Origin of the sequence: Eoetvoesiella sp. (genome assembly GCF_035555955.1) — a bacterium.
Lineage (GTDB): Bacteria > Pseudomonadota > Gammaproteobacteria > Burkholderiales > Burkholderiaceae_B > Eoetvoesia.
Window position 1 is genome coordinate 12,133 of record NZ_DATMGA010000060.1, and the last position, 16,943, is coordinate 29,075.

Genomic DNA, 16,943 nt, shown 5'->3' on the forward strand with positions numbered 1-16,943 from the left:
ACTATGCCAGACTTCGTTTTCCTGTGGACCGATATTTTCATATTCTGCCTTCTGGCGGGCGTCCTGATTTATGGGTTCAGGGCGGCGCGCAGTGCGTCGCTGCGCGCCGCCTGGGCGACCGTGGGCCGCCGGCCGCCGGCCATGTGCGCGGCCATGATGCTGGGGGTCTTTGTGCTGCTCGGCGTGCTGGATTCCGTGCATTACAGACCTTTGCTGTCGCCCTCCGCGGGCAATGCGCCAGCCGTGTACTCGCCGGTTTTACGCTCGGCGCTGGACGACCTGCTGTCCCTGACGCAGATGGGACAGTCCGAAGCCACCTACTCGGCGCCGCTGGCCATCAGGCAGTTCACCAAGGAAACCCAGTTCATCGACGGCGAGGCGGTGCGCGACTACCCGCGGCTCAAGCACGCCGGCACCCGCCTGAAGCAGGACAGCGACCACCGCGCCGACGTGCTCAGGCGCGCCGTCGCCGGCGCCGTGGCCGGACTGGCCGCCGGCGCGGCGATGGCGGTGCTTATGATTCTGGCGGGCGCGCGCGGCGAGGGCTCCTGGCGTGGAGCCTGGAGGCGCTGGAGGCGGGGCGAAACGAACATTCCCTGGCGCGCCATGTGGGTGATGTTCTGCGTGCTGGCGGTGCTGGCCGGCATGGCTGTTTCACTGAGCCTGGACTATCATGTGCTGGGCACGGACCGCACCGGCAACGACGTGCTGCGCCAGGGGCTGAAAAGCCTGCGCACGGCGCTGGTCATCGGCACCCTGACCACGCTGGCCATGCTGCCGCCAGCGTTGATTTTCGGCATTTCGGCGGGGTATTTTCGCGGCCGGATCGACGATGCCATCCAGTATCTCTACACCACGCTTACGTCCATACCCGGCGTGCTGCTGATCGCCGCCTGCGTCTTGATGATGCAGGTCTATATCGACAGCAACCCCGCTCTGTTTCCAACCGTCGCGGCGCGCGCGGACCTGCGCCTGTTCCTGCTGTGCCTGATTCTGGGACTGACGGGCTGGGCCGGGTTGTGCCGGCTGTTGCGGGCCGAGACCCTTAAACTGCGCGAACTGGAGTACGTGCAGGCGGCCCGGGCCTTCGGCCTGGGGTCCTGGCGGATCATGCTCAGGCATATTCTGCCCAACGTCATGCACATCGTCCTGATCACCATGGTGCTGGAGTTCTCGGGGCTGGTGCTTTACGAGGCGGTCCTGTCCTACCTGGGCATAGGGGTGGATCCGACCACGCCGTCGTTCGGCACCATGATCGATGCGGCGCGGCTTGAAATGTCGCGCGATCCCATGATCTGGTGGAATCTTCTGACGGCTTTCGTGTTCCTGCTGGCGTTGGTGCTGTCCGCCAATATTCTGGCGGATGCCGTGCAGGATGCCTTCGATCCGCGCGTGCGCCGGTTCCGTGCCCGGCGCCCGGGGGCGGGGGATCGCAAGCCGCAAGCAATGCAGGAGGACGAGGCATGACGATGCGCGACGAGCCGGGGCATGCCGCCCATTCCTCCATCGTGATGTCGGTGCGCGATTTGTCGGTGCGCATCGAAAGCGACACAGGTGTTCGCGATGCGGTTGCCGCGCTGAGCCTTGCTGTTGCGCGCGGACAGACCTTTGCGCTGGTGGGGGAGTCGGGCTGCGGCAAAAGCATGACGGCGCTGGCCTTGCTGCGTCTCTTGCCCGAGGCGGGGCGAATTGTCGCCGGCCAGGTCGAGCTCGAGCAGATCGACCTGAACCGCCTGCCCGAATCGCGCATGCGCGCCGTGCGCGGCGGGCGGATCGGCATTATTTTCCAGGAGCCTTCGACCAGCTTGAATCCCGTCATGACGGTGGGCCGGCAGATACTGGAAGTCCTGCATGCCCACACGCCGCTGCGGGGCGCGCAGGCAGTCCAGCGCGGCGTGGACTGGCTTAGGCGAGTGGGCATCCCCGAGCCCGAGCGGCGCTTCAACGACTACCCCTTTCAGTTCTCCGGGGGGCAGAAGCAGCGAGTGATGATCGCCATAGCGCTGGCGGCGCAGCCCCGGCTATTGATCGCCGACGAGCCCACGACCGCCCTGGACGTGACCGTGCAGGCGCAGATATTGCAGTTGCTGGCCGACGTCCAGCGCGAGATGGGGTTGGCCATTCTGCTGATCACCCATGACCTTGCCGTGGTCAGGCAGGTTGCCGACCATGTCGCCCTGATGCGCGATGGCAAGATCGTCCTGACAGTCGATGCGCCGGCTTTTTTCCGTTCGCCCGATCATCCCTACGCCCGCCAGTTGCTGGCGGCCATTCCCACTTTCGCCAAACGCGGGCGTTCCCTGCTCAACCCCGGCGAACCGCTGCCGGGTGAGGCTGGCGCGGCCCCGGCCGAGGTCGCGATTCCCGGCGCAGGCACGACGGATTCCCGCAGCGGGCTTCAGGGGTTTTCTTCGAACACGGCTGCCGCGATCCTCGCCGTCAGGGACCTGACGGTGGCTTATCCACGGCGCCAGGGTCTGTTCGGCCGCCATGCGGACATGACGCCGGTCGTCGATGGCGTGTCGTTCGACGTCGTGGCGGGTGAAACCCTGGCGCTGCTGGGTGAGTCGGGCTGCGGCAAGACGACGACAGCCAAGGCCTTGCTGCGTTTGCTGGAGAAACAGGCGCAGGTCGGCGGCCAGGTCGAGCTGGGGGGGGTGCCGGTGTTCACGGCGAGCCGATCCAGTTTGAAGCGCTTGCGCCAATCGCTGCAGATCGTTTTCCAGGACCCCTATGCCTCGCTGAATCCGCGCATGCTGGTGGGCGACATTCTGGAGGAGGGCGTTGCGGCTCTGCGGCCCGAACGCTCGCGGGACGACCGCCGGGCGCGCATTCAGAACCTGCTGGACAGCGTGGGTCTGCCCCGCGATACGGTGCGGCGCTATCCCCATGAGTTCTCGGGCGGCCAGCGCCAGCGCATTGCGATCGCGAGGGCGCTTTCGGTGGAGCCCCAGGTGCTGGTCTGCGACGAGCCGACTTCGGCGCTGGACGTGTCGGTTCAGGCGCAGATACTCGAGCTGCTCAAAGCTTTGCAGCAGGAATTCAACATGGGGTATTTATTCATCACTCACAATTTCGGCGTGGTGGAGTATTTGTCCGACCGCATCGCGGTGATGCACAAGGGGCGCATCGTCGAAACAGGGGCAACCCGGGACGTGCTGGAGTCTCCCCGGCACGCCGAGACGCGGCGCCTGCTGGCGGCGGTGCCTCGCCTGTAGGGCCGCGCGGGGGAGCCGCAACGCTTATAATGGGGCGACAAGGCCTTGTTTTTCCTGGCCGAGCCCCAAAGTAGTGGATATGTCCCTGAAAGTATTCGACCTCCAGTGCGAGTTCGGCCACGTCTTCGAAGGCTGGTTCGCTTCGCACGAAAACTACGAAACCCAGCAGGCCAAGGGCCTGCTGAGCTGCCCCATGTGCGAAAGCACGCAAATCAGCCGCAAGCTTTCGGCGCCGCGCCTGAATATGGGGCACGGCAAGGCCGACGCCCAGCGCGGGGCCGGCGGGCAGGTATCGATGGAGGATAGTGGCGGCGCGCATCCTGTTGCGGCGCCCGGGGCCGAACAACTGGCCAGGCTGCAGGCTCAGGTCATGCAGTACATGCGCCAGTTGGTGCGCAACACCGAAGATGTCGGCGGCAATTTCGTTCAGGAAGCCAGGCGCATGCACGAAGGGGAAATCGAGCACCGGGCCATTCGCGGCACGGCGACCGCGCAAGAGCGCGAGTCGCTGGTGCGCGACGGCATTGCCGTGCTGCCCATTCCGGATTACCTCGACGACGACCGCCTGCAGTAAACCCGGCCGGGGCAGGGCGGCAACAATTACATGACGCGGCTGCGGTATTCGCTGGTGCGCGTATCGATTTCGATCTTGTCGCCGATATTGCAGAACAACGGCACGGCGATTTCGACGCCGGTGTTGATTTTTGCGGGCTTGAGCACCTTGCCCGAGGTATCGCCCTTGACGGCGGGCTCGGTGTAGATGATTTCGCGCACGATGATGGTGGGCAGTTCGACCGAAATGGCGCGGCCTTCGTAGAACACGACTTCCACCGTCATGCCTTCTTCCAGGAAGTTCAGCGCATCGCCCATGCTTTCGGCTTCGACTTCGTACTGGTTGTATTCTTCGTCCATGAACACATACATGGGATCGGCGAAATACGAGTAGGTGCACTCTTTGTGCTCGAGCACGACGATCTCGAATTTTTCGTCGGCCTTGTAAACCGATTCGCTGCCCGAGGATGTAAGCAGATTCTTGAACTTGAGCTTCACGACGGCCGCGTTGCGGCCCGATTTATTGTATTCGGTCTTCAGAACGACCAACGGCTCGCTGCCGACCATAACAACGTTGCCAACACGTAATTCTTGTGCTGTTTTCATCTTTGATGACTACTCCGGAAAATTTAGTGCTCCATGGATGGGCCACCAGGGGCCGGAGCGAGACTGATAAAACGCATAATTTTACTCTTTTCCCCGATTTTTCGCGCAGAAGCCGACAAGCGACTCGGCCAGCCCTGTCCGGGCGGCCAGTTCGTCGCACCATTGCCGTGTCTGCCGGCGCCATGCGTCCTGTGCGTCGCGAGCCAGCAGGGCTTGCAGCGCCGTGCCAGCGTCGGCGGCATTTCCTGTGTTCCAGGCCAGCGTCAGCGGTTCGACCTGGCGGCCGAAAGGCGCCAGGTCAAGCCACGCGCGCAGCTTTTCGAGGTGGGCGGCGTCTTCCTGCTGATAAATCTGCCAGACGAATGGCTTGCCGGCCCATATGGCGCGCGCCAGCGAATCCTCGCCCCGCACGAAATTCAGGTCGCTGCTCCATAGCAGGCGGTCGAAATCCTCCTGGGATACGAAGGGGGCTTCAAAGACATGGACATGGCTGGCGGCCAGGTCCGCCAGCGAAGGATAGACGCCCTCCGGAACGATGAGCACGCTGGGCTCGGCCCCGCTGTTCAACGCCTGTACCAGGGCCTCGGCAGGCGCGTTGCGGTAGCAGAACAGATAGGCCTGCCGCCAGCCCGATTGCAGGCCCTTGATCCAGGAATCCGGCATGCCCAGTGTTTGCAGCAGGCGCCAGCGCTCGCCGGGCCGGGACAGCCAGGCGTCGCGTGTTTCCAGCAGGCCGGGTTCGCGCAGCAGGCCGCCGGTTGCGGGGGTGAAGCCGGGGAAGTAGAAGCATTTGCGCAGCCCATTGGCCTGCAGCGACGGCATGGCATGGCAGCTTTCCACCCATTTTTCGGCGCTCAGGTATTCGAGGTTGATGCACAGGCTGTCCCGGTCGGCCATGCGGGATACGAAGTTGGGAGGCAGCTCGCAGGCAAAGGCTTCGATGACGACGTCGTGCGGGGCGAGTTCGGGAAGGTCGTGCGACCAGTGGATGATTTCGACGCCCCGCGCCGCTTGCATGCCTTGCCCGGCATCGACGGCGGGTTCGATGCGGGCAAAGGCCTGCATGTCGTCCACCCACAGCCTGACGGGGGCGGGTGCATTCAGGCTAGCCAATTGGCGGGCGAGCCGCCAGCATACGCCGATGTCGCCGTAGTTGTCGACGACCCGGCAGAAAATGTCGAAGCTTGGAGGGGCGGCTGGCATGGATGGAAGCCTGCGTGCTCGCGGCGTCCGCCGGGCTGGCGGGGCCCGGGGCGATCAGTGCAGATGAACCGGATCGAGGTCGATTTCTTCGGGCAGCTCGGGGTGCAGCATTTCGCCCAGCGGGTTGGGGAAATACGGCGCGCCGCAGTCGTCGCAGAATTCGACGGCATACAGCCCGGACAAGCGCCGCACGTCGACGACGCCCATTTCGTTCAGCAGGGCGGCGATTTCATCGGGAATATCGGCCTGTTCGGCATTGATGCTGTCGGCGACGGATTCTTCCTTGCTCAGAACGGGCCAGATGCTGCCGTAGATGATGTCGTTGCTGTGCTGGGTGCTGAAGCCCACCCGGTATTCTTCGATGACGTTGTCGCCGCAGGCGGCGATGGTGGCGCGCAGTTCGTCGCCCGGCAGGCGGGCCACCGTTTGCAGCCAGGTGACCGCGGCCTTGAGCGCCAGGGGGCGTATGCGGCGGTCGGCCTCGCGGCTGTTGATGTAGTAGGCATCGGGCAGCAGGTATTCGATGGAGCAGCCGGTGAACATGGGAGTGATGGTGGCCGCGCTGGCTTGTGTCCAGTTTTCCAGGCATTGCTCGCGCGTGACGGCGGCGGTGTCGTCGCTTTGCCACAGGAATAGCGGCTGGCCCTTGGGAACGGCAACGGCGCCAACGACGAAGCGGGCGTCGGCCAGCATACCTTCGTTGCTGGGTATGGAGCGGATTTCGCAGGCCTCGGCTTTTTGGCCAAGCGCCTTTTGGCCCAGACGGTGGGTCCAGGCCCAGGTGTCGTGGAAGGTTTGCGGCATCTGGTCGAAGCTGACAAGTTCGTCCAGCAGGGCCAGTTTTGCGGCCGGGGCCAGAATATGCGTTTTCAGCTGCTGTTCGATGGCGGAAAGATTGTGCCGCAGCGAGTACTGCGCGGGCAATTGGTAGCGGGTCCAGACGACGGCGGGCGCCGCGAACAGCAGGATGTCGTAGGCTTGTTCGTCGGCCAACAGCGTGGCCGATTCGGAATGCGTTTCCGCCTGTTCGATCAGGATCTCGTAGGCGTTGACGTTGTTCGCCAGGAGGTAGTCGAGTGCGTGCTCGATGGCCTGGTTCTTTTTACCCTGTAGAAGCCGCGATAATTGGGCGCCGAGCAGGTTTTCCCAGTAGATGTCTTCGAGCCGGCTGCCCGAGAGCGCCAGCGATTGGGCCAGCTTGGCCAGGCGCTGGGTGTCGCGTGACAGACGGTGGTGGTGAGGGAGGGGCATACGGGGCATGAGTGGATACGATTGAAAGCTGTTAAAAGTGCATCGAGCGATTCAGCGGGCGGCGTGCCGGTGCGGCACATGCCGCCCGCTGCGGGGTTTCCCCGATCTTCCCTGCTAGTTTAACCCCGAGTGATGCCTAGGGCCTGTTAACAGGCCCTAGCGCCTTCAGGCGGCCAGCAGCTCGCGCAGCACGTAGGGCAGGATGCCGCCGTGTTCGTAGTAGTCGACTTCGGTTGCGGTATCGATGCGCAGCAGCAAGGGCACGTTTTGCGACGTGCCGTCTTTGCGATGTATGGTGAGCGTGACGTCCTGCTGCGGCTTGATGCCGTTTTCCAGGCCCGAGATGTCGTAGGTTTCGTCGCCGGCGATGCCCAGCGATTCGACGGTGTCCTGGCCCTTGAACTGCAGCGGAAGCACGCCCATGCCCACCAGGTTGCTGCGGTGGATGCGCTCGAAGCTGCGCGCGATGACCGCCTTGACGCCCAGCAGCTGCGTGCCTTTGGCGGCCCAGTCGCGCGACGAGCCTGTGCCGTATTCTTCGCCGCCGAAGACGACGCTGGGCACGTTCTCGCCGATGTACTTCATGGCGGCATCGAAAATGGGAAGCCGCTCGCCCGATGGCTGGTGTATGGTTTCGCCGCCTTCGAAGCGGCTGCCGTCGGCATTGGGAGGAATCATGAGGTTCTTGATGCGCACGTTGGCGAACGTGCCGCGCATCATGACCTCGTGGTTGCCGCGGCGCGAACCGTAGCTGTTGAAATCCTGTTTTTCGACGCCGTGGGCCTTGAGCCATTGGCCGGCGGGCGAGGATTCCTTGATGGAGCCTGCCGGCGAGATATGGTCGGTGGTGACCGAATTGCCGAAAATGGCCAGGGCCCGGGCGTTGCGCACCGCCGGCATGGGCGCCGGCTTCATGCCGAAATCGTCGAAGAACGGGGGCTCGGCAATGTAGGTGGATACCGGCCAGGTGTAGGTGTCGCCGTCGACGCCGTTGATGTTTTTCCAGAGCTTGCCCGGATTGGACTTGATCTGGGCGTAGTTGCTGCGGAAAGCGGCGGGGTTCAGCGCCGTGCCCAACAGCGCCTGGATTTCGGCGTTGCTGGGCCAGATGTCGCCCAGCCACACATCGCCCTTTTTGCCCTTGCCCACGGGCTCGGTCATGAGGTTGCGCTGCATCGTGCCCGCCAGCGCATAGGCCAGGACCAGCGGGGGCGATGCGAGGAAATTGGCCTTGATGTTGGGATGGATGCGGGCTTCGAAATTGCGGTTGCCCGACAGCACGGCGGCGCAGACCAGATTGTTTTGCGTGATGGCCTCGTTGATGTCGGGGGTCAGGTCGCCCGAATTGCCGATACAGGTGGTGCAACCGTAGGCGGCGACGTTGAAGCCCAGTTTTTCCAGGTAGGGCAGCAGGCCGGTCTTGGTGAGGTATTCGGTGACGACGCGCGATCCGGGCGCCAGCGATGTTTTGATGTGCTTGGGAATCTTGAGCCCGGCCTCGACGGCCTTTTTGGCCATCAGCCCCGCCGCCAGCAGGACGCTTGGGTTCGAAGTGTTGGTGCACGAGGTGATGGCGGCGATGAGGATATCGCCGTTCTTGATCTTGGTGCCGGCGCTGGTGGTAAAGGTTTGATCCAGCCTTTCCGGCGGCTGGTTGAAGCCGCTGGCGGACTGCTCGGAGAACAGGCGGGCGAAAGTGTCTTTGGCGTCGCCCAGCTCGATGCGGTCCTGGGGACGCTTGGGGCCGGCCAGCGAGGGTGTGACGGTGGACAGGTCGAGCTTGACCAGTTGCGAGTAGTCGATGTTCTTGGCCTTGGGAATGCCGTACATGCCCTGGGCCTTGAAGTAGGCCTTGAAGGCCTCGATTTCATCGTCGCTGCGGCCCGTGCCCTTGAAGTATTCGATGGTGCGGTCGTCAACGGGAAAAAACCCCATGGTGGCGCCGTATTCGGGCGACATATTGCCGATGGTGGCGCGGTCGGTGACGGACAGGCTGGCGGTGCCGGGCCCGCAGAATTCCACGAACTTGCCCACCACTTTTTCCTTGCGCAGCAGCTCGGTGATGGTGAGCACGAGATCGGTGGCCGTGACGCCGCCGCGCAGCTCGCCGGTGAGTTCGACGCCTACGACGTCCGGGGTAAGAATGTACAGCGGCTGGCCCAGCATGCCGGCTTCGGCCTCGATGCCGCCCACCCCCCAGCCTACGACGCCGATGCCGTTGATCATGGTGGTGTGGCTGTCGGTGCCGACCAGGGTGTCGGGATAATAGACGTTATTGGCGGCGTCGAAGTGCACGCCGCGGGCCAGGTGTTCCAGGTTGACCTGGTGCACGATGCCGAAGCCCGGCGGCACGACGCCGAACGTATTGAAGGCCTGCATGCCCCACTTGAGGAATTCGTAGCGCTCGTTGTTGCGATGGAACTCGATCTTCATGTTTTGCTCGAGCGCGCTTTTGGTGCCGAAGTGGTCGATCATGACGGAGTGGTCGACCACCAGGTCGACGGGCACCATGGGCTCGATGCGCTTGGGATCCTTGCCTTCTTTTTGCGCCACCGAGCGCATGGCGGCGATGTCGACCAGCAGCGGAACGCCGGTGAAGTCCTGCAGGACCACGCGGGCGACCACGAAGGGGATTTCGGTGTTGCGCGGGGCGTTGGGCTTCCAGTTGGCCAATTGGCGCACATGTTCCTCGGTGATTTTCCTGCCGTCGCAATTGCGCAGGACGGACTCCAGGACGATGCGGATGGACACCGGCAGGCGGCTGACGTCGACCCCCAGACTTTTGCCCAGCGCGGGCAGCGAATAGAGATTCGCGCTTTTGCTGCCTATCTTGAATTTTTTCAGGGTGTTCAGGGTATTGGTCGACATGTCTTGCTCCGTACGATGGAAAGCCGAGGGAAGTCTGGTGCGAGGCGGACGGCGCCCGCTTCGCTCCCGGCTATTTTAGGCTTGATTGCGGCATTTTGGGGGCGAAAAAAATCCCCCGCGGCGGGCTGCCGGGGGGATGGGTTGCAGCGGTGCGCCGAACCGGCGCTTACACGCCGACGGAGTCTGCGATCTCTTTGTACTCTTCGATCTGGTCGAAGTTCAGGTACTGATAGATCTGCTTGCCGCTTTGGTTGATGACGCCCATGTCGGCCATGTACTCTTCCTTCGTGGGGATGCGGCCCAGACGAGAGCAGATGGCGGCCAGCTCGGCCGAACCCAGGTATACGTTGCTGTTCTTGCCCAGGCGGTTCGGGAAGTTGCGGGTGCTGGTCGACATCACGGTGGCGCCTTCGCGAACCTGAGCCTGGTTGCCCATGCACAGCGAGCAGCCCGGCATTTCGGTGCGGGCGCCGGCCGTGCCGAAGACGCCGTAGTGGCCTTCTTCGGTCAGTTGCTGCGCGTCCATCTTGGTGGGCGGCGCGATCCACAGCTTGGTGGGAATGTCGCGCTTGCCTTCGAGCAGCTTGGAAGCGGCGCGGAAGTGGCCGATATTGGTCATGCAGCTGCCGATGAACACTTCGTCGATGACCGCGCCGGCCACGTCGGACAGCGTTTTGACGTCGTCCGGGTCGTTCGGGCAGGCGACGATGGGTTCGTGCACGTCGGCCAGGTCGATCTCGATGACGGCCGCGTATTCAGCGTCGGCATCGGGTTCGAGCAGTTGGGGATCGGCCAGCCAGGCTTCCATGGCCTTGATGCGGCGGGCCAGCGAGCGCTCGTCTTCGTAGCCGTTGGCGATCATCCACTTGAGCATCACGATGTTGCTGTTGATGTACTCGATGATGGGTTCTTTGTTGAGGCGCACGGTGCAGCCGGCGGCCGAGCGTTCGGCCGAAGCGTCGGTAAGCTCGAAAGCCTGTTCGATCTTCAGGTTGGGCAGGCCCTCGATTTCGAGGATGCGGCCCGAGAAGATGTTCTTCTTGCCCTGCTTGGCCACGGTGAGCAGGCCTTGCTTGATGGCGTACAGGGGAATGGCGTTGACCAGGTCGCGCAGGGTGACGCCGGGCTGCAGCTCGCCCTTGAAGCGCACCAGCACGGATTCGGGCATGTCCAGGGGCATGACGCCGGTGGCGGCCGCGAAGGCGACCAGGCCGGAGCCCGCCGGGAACGAGATGCCGATGGGGAAGCGGGTGTGCGAGTCGCCGCCGGTGCCGACGGTGTCGGGCAGCAGCATGCGGTTCAGCCAGCTATGGATGATGCCGTCGCCCGGGCGCAGGGCAACGCCGCCGCGCGTGCTGATGAAATCGGGCAGCGTGTGGTGGGTCTTGACGTCCACGGGCTTGGGATAGGCGGCCGTATGGCAGAACGACTGCATGACCAGGTCGGCCGAGAAGCCCAGGCAGGCGAGGTCTTTGAGCTCGTCGCGGGTCATGGGGCCGGTGGTGTCCTGGCTGCCGACGGAGGTCATGCGCGGCTCGCAGTAGGTGCCGGGGCGCACGCCCTTGCCTTCGGGAAGGCCGCAGGCGCGGCCGACCATTTTCTGGGCCAGCGAATAGCCCTTGCCGGAATCGGCGGGGGCCTGGGGCAGGCGGAACAGCGTGGAAGGGGGCAGGCCCAGCGCTTCGCGGGCCTTGGCGGTGAGGCCGCGGCCGATGATCAGCGGAATGCGGCCGCCGGCGCGGACTTCGTCGAGCAGGACGTCGGACTTGATGGTGAATTCGGCGATGACCTTGCCGTCCTTCAGGGCTTTGCCCTCGTAGGGGCGCAGCTCGACCACATCGCCCATTTCCATTTTGGAAACGTCCAGTTCGATGGGCAGCGCGCCCGAGTCTTCCATGGTGTTGTAGAAGATGGGGGCGATCTTGTTGCCCAGGCAGACGCCGCCGAAGCGCTTGTTGGGCACATAGGGGATGTCTTCGCCGGTGAACCACAGCACCGAGTTGGTGGCGGACTTGCGGCTGGAGCCGGTGCCGACCACGTCGCCCACGTAGGCGACGAGGTGGCCTTTTTCCTTGAGCGATTCGATGAAGGCGACCGGGCCGCGCTTGCCGTCTTCTTCGGGCTGGAACGCCGCGCCTTCGCGCTTGTTCTTGAGCATGGCCAGGGCGTGCAGAGGGATGTCCGGGCGGGTGGTCGCGTCGGGGGCGGGCGACAGGTCGTCGGTGTTGGTTTCGCCGGCAACCTTGAAAACCGTGATGGTCAGGCTCTCGGGGACTTCGGGGCGGCTGGTGAACCATTCGGCGTCGGCCCAGCTTTGCAGAATGCCTTTGGCGTGGGCATTGCCCTTGTCGGCCTTTTCCTTGACGTCGTGGAAGGCATCGAACATGAGCAGGGTGTTCTTCAGGCCCTGGGCCGCGGTGCCGGCCAGTTCGGCGTTGTCGAGCAGCTCGATGAGGGGGCTGATGTTGTAGCCGCCCAGCATGGTGCCGAGCAATTCGGTGGCTTTCTTGCCGTCGATGAGGGAACAGGTTTCCGAGCCGAAGGCAAGGGCGGCCAGGTACGAGGCCTTGACCTTGGCGGCATCGTCGACGCCGGCCGGCACGCGGTGCGTCAACAGCTCGAGCAGGAAGGCTTCTTCGCCCGCGGGCGGGTTTTTAAGCAGCTCGATGAGGTCGGCGGTTTGCTGAGCCGAAAGAGGAAGGGGAGGAATGCCTAACGCGGCGCGTTCGGCAACGTGTTGGCGGTATTTTTCCAGCATGAGGCGTGCCCTATGGTCGGATTGGAAGGGAGGATCTTTGCCTCAATTGTAAGGGGTGGCGCGGTTTGAGGCAAATGTCTTATGTCTTATATCTTATATAAGACTTGAGAAAATACGGAAGTGTTGCTATTGGGTGATTGTCTGGAGTTCTTGAGACGTCGGCAGGCGGAGTCAAGCCGACTGCTTTGAGAACGACGGCGTTATGCCAGCAAATCGGCGTACTCCGTGTGGCGCCGGATATAGGCGTCCGCGTATGAGCAAAGCGGGCGCACCAGCCAGCCCTGGCTGCGCGCGGTGTCCAGGGCGTGCATGGTCAGGTCGGCGGCGATGCCCCGCCCGCCGACAGCCTGGGGGACGCCTGTATGGATGATGGTCATGGTGTTGTTGCTGAGTTCGTACTCGAGAACGCACAAAATGCCGTTTTCGATCCATTGGAAGCGTTGCAGATCCGGGCGGTGTTCAATAGGGCGGCTCACGGCGGTTCTTTTCAAAAGGAAGGGTAGGAATGAAAAAAGCACCTCTCTGGGCGTCAGCGAGGTGCTTCGTTTGGCCTTGAACGATGGCGGGTATGGATGCCGGCGCGTCGTGCAAGAAGGGTTTCGCGGTCATGATTTGAGTTTCGGACTCTGTGCATATGAGGATTTTAGAACGGTGCCGGCAAAATTGCGCGATTTATCGTTCAGATCGCTTTCAGGTGTGGGTTTGAGGACACGCCGCGATTCGTATTCGTCGCTAGTCTGCGCACCTGAGCCACAGCCCCCGGCCCGAATCCGCCGGCCAGGGGTCGTGGGGGGGGGCAAGCGTCGCTGCTAAATGACGTACAGGTCCACGTACTCGTGCACGGGCATGGCTTCCAGACGTGCCTGGTCGAGTGAAACGTCCAGAATGCGCTGCTGCTGGCGTGCCGGGAACTGGCGGGCCAGGTTGGTGCGGAACTTGGCTTCCAGCAGGGGAATGCCGTCTTTGCGGCGGCGCTTGTGGCCGATGGGGTATTCGCAGACGATTTCATCCAGCTTGCTGCCGTCCCTGAACTCCACGGTCAGGGCATTGGCGATGGAGCGTTTTTCCGGGTCGTGGTAGTCGGCGGTGAAGGCGGGATCCTCGACGCATACGATCTTGTCGCGCAGCGCGTCGATGCGCGGGTCGGCGGCGATTTCATCTTCGTAGTCGCCGGCGGTGAGGCGGCCGAACAGCACCGGCACGGCCACCATGTACTGGATGCAGTGATCGCGGTCGGCGGGGTTGTTCAGCGGGCCTTTCTTGTCGATGATGCGGATGCAGGCTTCGTGCGTGCGGATGGTGATCCTGGCGATGTCGTCGCTGGACTTGCCCGCGGCCTTCAGCTTCTGGTGGATGTCCATGGCGCATTCCACGGCGGTTTGCGAATGGAACTCCGCGGGGAAGGAAATCTTGAACAGCACATTTTCCATGACGTAGCTGCCGTAGGGACGCTGGAACTTGAAGGGCTGGCCCTTGAACAGCACATCGTAGAAGCCCCAGGTCTTGGCGCTGAGCACCGAGGGGTAGCCCATTTCGCCGGTCCTGGCGATCAACGCCAGGCGCACGGCGCGGCTGGTGGCGTCGCCGGCGGCCCAGCTCTTGCGGCTGCCCGTGTTGGGGGCGTGGCGATAGGTGCGCAGGCTTTGTCCGTCCACCCAGGCCAGCGAAACGGCGTTGATGGTTTCTTCGCGGCTCAGGCCCAGCAATTGCGCCACGACGGCGGTCGAAGCCACCTTGACCAGGACGACGTGATCCAGGCCGACTTTGTTGAACGAGTTTTCCAGTGCGATGCACCCTTGGATTTCGTGGGCCTTGATCATGCCGGTCAGCACGTCGCGCATGGTCAGGGGCGCTTTGCCGGCCGCCACCGCATTGCGCGACAGCCAGTCGGCCGTGGCCAGGATGCCGCCCAGGTTATCCGAAGGATGGCCCCACTCGGCGGCCAGCCAGGTATCGTTGAAGTCGAGCCAGCGGATCATTGCGCCGATGTTGAAGGCCGCCTGCACGGGATCGAGCTGGAACTGCGTGCCTGGCACCTTGGCGCCGTTGGGCACGATCGTGCCCGGAACGATGGGCCCCATCAGCTTTTTGCAGGCGGGGTATTCCAGCGCTTCCAGGCCGCAGCCCAGGGTGTCTATGAGGCAGTTGCGGGCGGTTTCGTAGGCCAGCTCGCTTTTGATTTGATAGTTCAGGACGTAGTCCACGATATCGACCAATACCTGATCGGGTTCGGGACGGATGTTGGAAATGGCTGCCGACATGAATGCTTCCTAAGTTTATTTGCGTTTTGCCAGGGGAACGAATTTTTGATCTTCGGGGCCGACGTAATTGGCCGTCGGACGGATGATCTTGTTGTCGATGCGCTGCTCGATGATGTGCGCCGACCATCCGGCCGTGCGGGCGATGACGAACAGCGGAGTAAACATGGCCGTGGGCACGCCCATCATGTGGTAGGACACCGCCGAGAACCAGTCGAGGTTGGGGAACATTTTTTTCGCGTCCCACATTACCGTTTCGAGCCGTTCGGCGATGTTGAACATTTTCATGTTCTGCGCGCTCTTGGAAAGCTTGCGGGCAACTTCCTTGATGACCTGGTTGCGGGGATCCGAAACCGTGTAGACGGGATGGCCGAATCCGATGACGACCTCTTTGTTCTCGACGCGGCGGCGGATGTCGGCCTCGGCCTCGTCGGGCGAGCCGTAGCGCTTCTGAATTTCGAAGGCCACTTCGTTGGCGCCGCCGTGCTTGGGCCCGCGCAGGGCGCCGATGCCCCCGGTGATGGCCGAGTACATGTCGGACCCGGTGCCGGCAATGACGCGGCAGGCAAAGGTGGACGCGTTGAATTCGTGCTCGGCATACAGGTTGAGCGATGTGTGCATGGCGCGCACCCATTCGTCGCTGGGCTCGACTCCGTGCAGCAGGTGCAGGAAGTGTCCGCCGATGCTGTCGTCGTCCGTTTGCACGTCGATGATGCGGCCGTTATGGCTGTAGTGGTACCAGTACAGCAGGGCCGAGCCCAGGTTGGCCATCAGGCGGTCGGCGATGTCCCGCGCATCGGGAATGTTATGGTCGTCCTTTTCCGGCAGGACGCAACCCAGTACCGAGACTGCCGTACGCATGACGTCCATGGGATGGCTGGCGGCGGGCAGCGATTCCAGCGCGGTTTGCAACTGGGCCGGGAGGCCGCGCAGCTTGCGCAGTTTTTCCTTGTAGGCCTTGAGTTCGGCCTTGTTGGGCAAGGCGCCGTGCACCAGCAGGTGGGCGATTTCCTCGAATTCGCTGGTGTGGGCGATGTCCAGAATATCGTAGCCGCGGTAGTGCAGGTCGTTGCCGCTGCGGCCCACTGTGCACAAGGCCGTATTGCCGGCCACGATGCCCGACAGCGCTACGGATTTCTTGGGCTTGAAGGTGCTGGGTGTCTCGGTTTTTGCTTTTGCGGTAGTCGCCATGTCGCTCTCCTGGAGGTGTTGCGATTAATTGGATTTGCCTTGCTGGAACAGCGCGTCGAGCTTCGCTTCGAAAGCATGGTAGCCGATGCGTTCGTACAGTTCTTCGCGAGTCTGCATCATGTCGATGACATTTTTCTGATGGCCGTCGCGGCGGATCGCGTCGTAGATGGTTTCCGCGGCCTTGTTCATGGCACGGAAGGCCGACAACGGGTAAAGCGCCATGTCGACGCCCGCCGAAGCCAGCTCCTGCACGCTGAACAGCGGGGTCTTGCCGAATTCGGTAATGTTGGCCAGTATGGGCACGTCCAGCGCCTGCGAGAATTTCCGGTAGGTTTCCAGGTCGTAGGAAGCCTCGGCGAAAATGGCGTCCGCACCGGCAGCCACGCAGGCCTGGGCGCGCTCCAGCGCGGCGTCCACGCCGTCCACGGCGATGGCGTCGGTGCGGGCGATGATGAAGAATTGTCCGTCGGTTCTTGCGTCGACGGCGGCCTTGACCCGGTCGGCCATTTCCTGGGTCGACACGATTTCCTTGCCGGGACGATGGCCGCAGCGCTTGGCGCCCACCTGGTCCTCGATGTGGCAGCCGGCCGCGCCGAACTTGATCAGGCTCTTGATCGTGCGGGCGATATTGAACGCCGAGGGCCCGAAGCCGGTGTCGATGTCGACCAGCAAGGGGGTGTCGCAGACATCGGTGATGCGCCGCACGTCGGTCAGCACGTCGTCCAGTGTGTTGATGCCGAGGTCGGGCAGCCCCAGCGAGCCGGCGGCAACGCCGCCGCCCGAAACGTAGATGGCCCGGTATCCGGCCCTTTTGGCCAGCAATGCATGGTTGGCATTGATGGCGCCGACGATTTGCAGGGGGGATTCTTCTTTCAGCGCTTGCCGGAACAGGGCGCCGGCCGATTGGGGAAGGGTAGGAGTTGCGGGCACGATGGGTCTCTTTGAATTTGGTGGTGGTGTGTTTTTGCCAGGCGAACGTTCATCAAGCAAAGATTCATTAAGCAAGAGACGTGCCAGCTTTTTCGCATCGGTTGCATC

12 protein-coding genes are annotated in these 16,943 nt (G+C 63.2%); 3 read left to right on the plus strand and 9 right to left on the minus strand.

Going from position 1 to position 16,943, the window contains the following annotated elements; genetic code table 11:
• The first annotated feature begins 3 nt into the window (after positions 1-3).
• The 3 genes from VNT00_RS14010 (at position 4) to VNT00_RS14020 (ending at position 3,792) form a co-directional block, all read left to right on the plus strand.
• Complete coding sequence (locus tag VNT00_RS14010) at positions 4-1,467, plus strand: ABC transporter permease (protein ID WP_325588497.1); 1,464 nt, start codon at positions 4-6, stop codon at positions 1,465-1,467.
• Positions 1,464-3,218: an ABC transporter ATP-binding protein gene (locus VNT00_RS14015; protein WP_325588498.1), complete on the plus strand. Its 1,755-nt coding sequence runs from the start codon at positions 1,464-1,466 to the stop codon at positions 3,216-3,218. The genes VNT00_RS14010 and VNT00_RS14015 overlap by 4 nt, the downstream gene beginning before the upstream one ends.
• Before the next feature lie 79 nt (positions 3,219-3,297).
• Complete coding sequence (locus VNT00_RS14020; RefSeq protein WP_325588499.1) at positions 3,298-3,792, plus strand: DUF1178 family protein; 495 nt, start codon at positions 3,298-3,300, stop codon at positions 3,790-3,792.
• Between the two features lie 26 nt (positions 3,793-3,818).
• On the opposite strand, the gene efp is transcribed toward VNT00_RS14020, so the two are convergent.
• The 9 genes from efp to prpB form a co-directional block, all read right to left on the minus strand.
• Positions 3,819-4,376, minus strand: coding sequence for an elongation factor P (efp, locus tag VNT00_RS14025; protein ID WP_325588500.1), 558 nt, complete (start codon positions 4,374-4,376; stop codon positions 3,819-3,821).
• Between the two features lie 81 nt (positions 4,377-4,457).
• Positions 4,458-5,579, minus strand: coding sequence for an elongation factor P maturation arginine rhamnosyltransferase EarP (gene earP, locus VNT00_RS14030; RefSeq protein ID WP_325588501.1), 1,122 nt, complete (start codon positions 5,577-5,579; stop codon positions 4,458-4,460).
• 54 nt (positions 5,580-5,633) lie between these two features.
• Complete coding sequence (locus VNT00_RS14035; RefSeq protein WP_325588502.1) at positions 5,634-6,839, minus strand: DUF2863 family protein; 1,206 nt, start codon at positions 6,837-6,839, stop codon at positions 5,634-5,636.
• 156 nt (positions 6,840-6,995) lie between these two features.
• On the minus strand, positions 6,996-9,698 hold the full coding sequence (gene acnA, locus VNT00_RS14040) for an aconitate hydratase AcnA (protein ID WP_325588504.1): 2,703 nt from the start codon (positions 9,696-9,698) through the stop codon (positions 6,996-6,998).
• A 166-nt stretch (positions 9,699-9,864) separates the two neighbouring features.
• A complete protein-coding gene (gene acnB / locus VNT00_RS14045; protein WP_325588506.1) occupies positions 9,865-12,456 on the minus strand; it encodes a bifunctional aconitate hydratase 2/2-methylisocitrate dehydratase in 2,592 nt (863 codons plus the stop codon).
• Between the two features lie 200 nt (positions 12,457-12,656).
• Entirely contained in the window at positions 12,657-12,932 is a 276-nt protein-coding gene (locus VNT00_RS14050) for a GNAT family N-acetyltransferase (RefSeq protein ID WP_325588508.1), read from the minus strand.
• Between the two features lie 333 nt (positions 12,933-13,265).
• Positions 13,266-14,717: a bifunctional 2-methylcitrate dehydratase/aconitate hydratase gene (locus VNT00_RS14055; protein ID WP_325588510.1), complete on the minus strand. Its 1,452-nt coding sequence runs from the start codon at positions 14,715-14,717 to the stop codon at positions 13,266-13,268.
• 15 nt (positions 14,718-14,732) lie between these two features.
• Entirely contained in the window at positions 14,733-15,905 is a 1,173-nt protein-coding gene (gene prpC / locus VNT00_RS14060) for a bifunctional 2-methylcitrate synthase/citrate synthase (protein ID WP_325588512.1), read from the minus strand.
• Between the two features lie 24 nt (positions 15,906-15,929).
• Entirely contained in the window at positions 15,930-16,835 is a 906-nt protein-coding gene (gene prpB / locus VNT00_RS14065) for a methylisocitrate lyase (protein WP_325588514.1), read from the minus strand.
• Positions 16,836-16,943 lie beyond the last annotated feature (108 nt).

What these genes read in the sequence shown, in the direction of transcription:
- VNT00_RS14010 (WP_325588497.1), top strand. Translation starts at nt 4, where the DNA reads ATGCCAGACTTCGTTTTCCTGTGGACCGATATTTTCATATTCTGCCTT.
- VNT00_RS14015 (WP_325588498.1), top strand. Translation starts at nt 1,464, where the DNA reads ATGACGATGCGCGACGAGCCGGGGCATGCCGCCCATTCCTCCATCGTG.
- VNT00_RS14020 (WP_325588499.1), top strand. Translation starts at nt 3,298, where the DNA reads ATGTCCCTGAAAGTATTCGACCTCCAGTGCGAGTTCGGCCACGTCTTC.
- efp (WP_325588500.1), bottom strand. Translation starts at nt 4,376, where the DNA reads ATGAAAACAGCACAAGAATTACGTGTTGGCAACGTTGTTATGGTCGGC.
- earP (WP_325588501.1), bottom strand. Translation starts at nt 5,579, where the DNA reads ATGCCAGCCGCCCCTCCAAGCTTCGACATTTTCTGCCGGGTCGTCGAC.
- VNT00_RS14035 (WP_325588502.1), bottom strand. Translation starts at nt 6,839, where the DNA reads ATGCCCCGTATGCCCCTCCCTCACCACCACCGTCTGTCACGCGACACC.
- acnA (WP_325588504.1), bottom strand. Translation starts at nt 9,698, where the DNA reads ATGTCGACCAATACCCTGAACACCCTGAAAAAATTCAAGATAGGCAGC.
- acnB (WP_325588506.1), bottom strand. Translation starts at nt 12,456, where the DNA reads ATGCTGGAAAAATACCGCCAACACGTTGCCGAACGCGCCGCGTTAGGC.
- VNT00_RS14055 (WP_325588510.1), bottom strand. Translation starts at nt 14,717, where the DNA reads ATGTCGGCAGCCATTTCCAACATCCGTCCCGAACCCGATCAGGTATTG.
- prpC (WP_325588512.1), bottom strand. Translation starts at nt 15,905, where the DNA reads ATGGCGACTACCGCAAAAGCAAAAACCGAGACACCCAGCACCTTCAAG.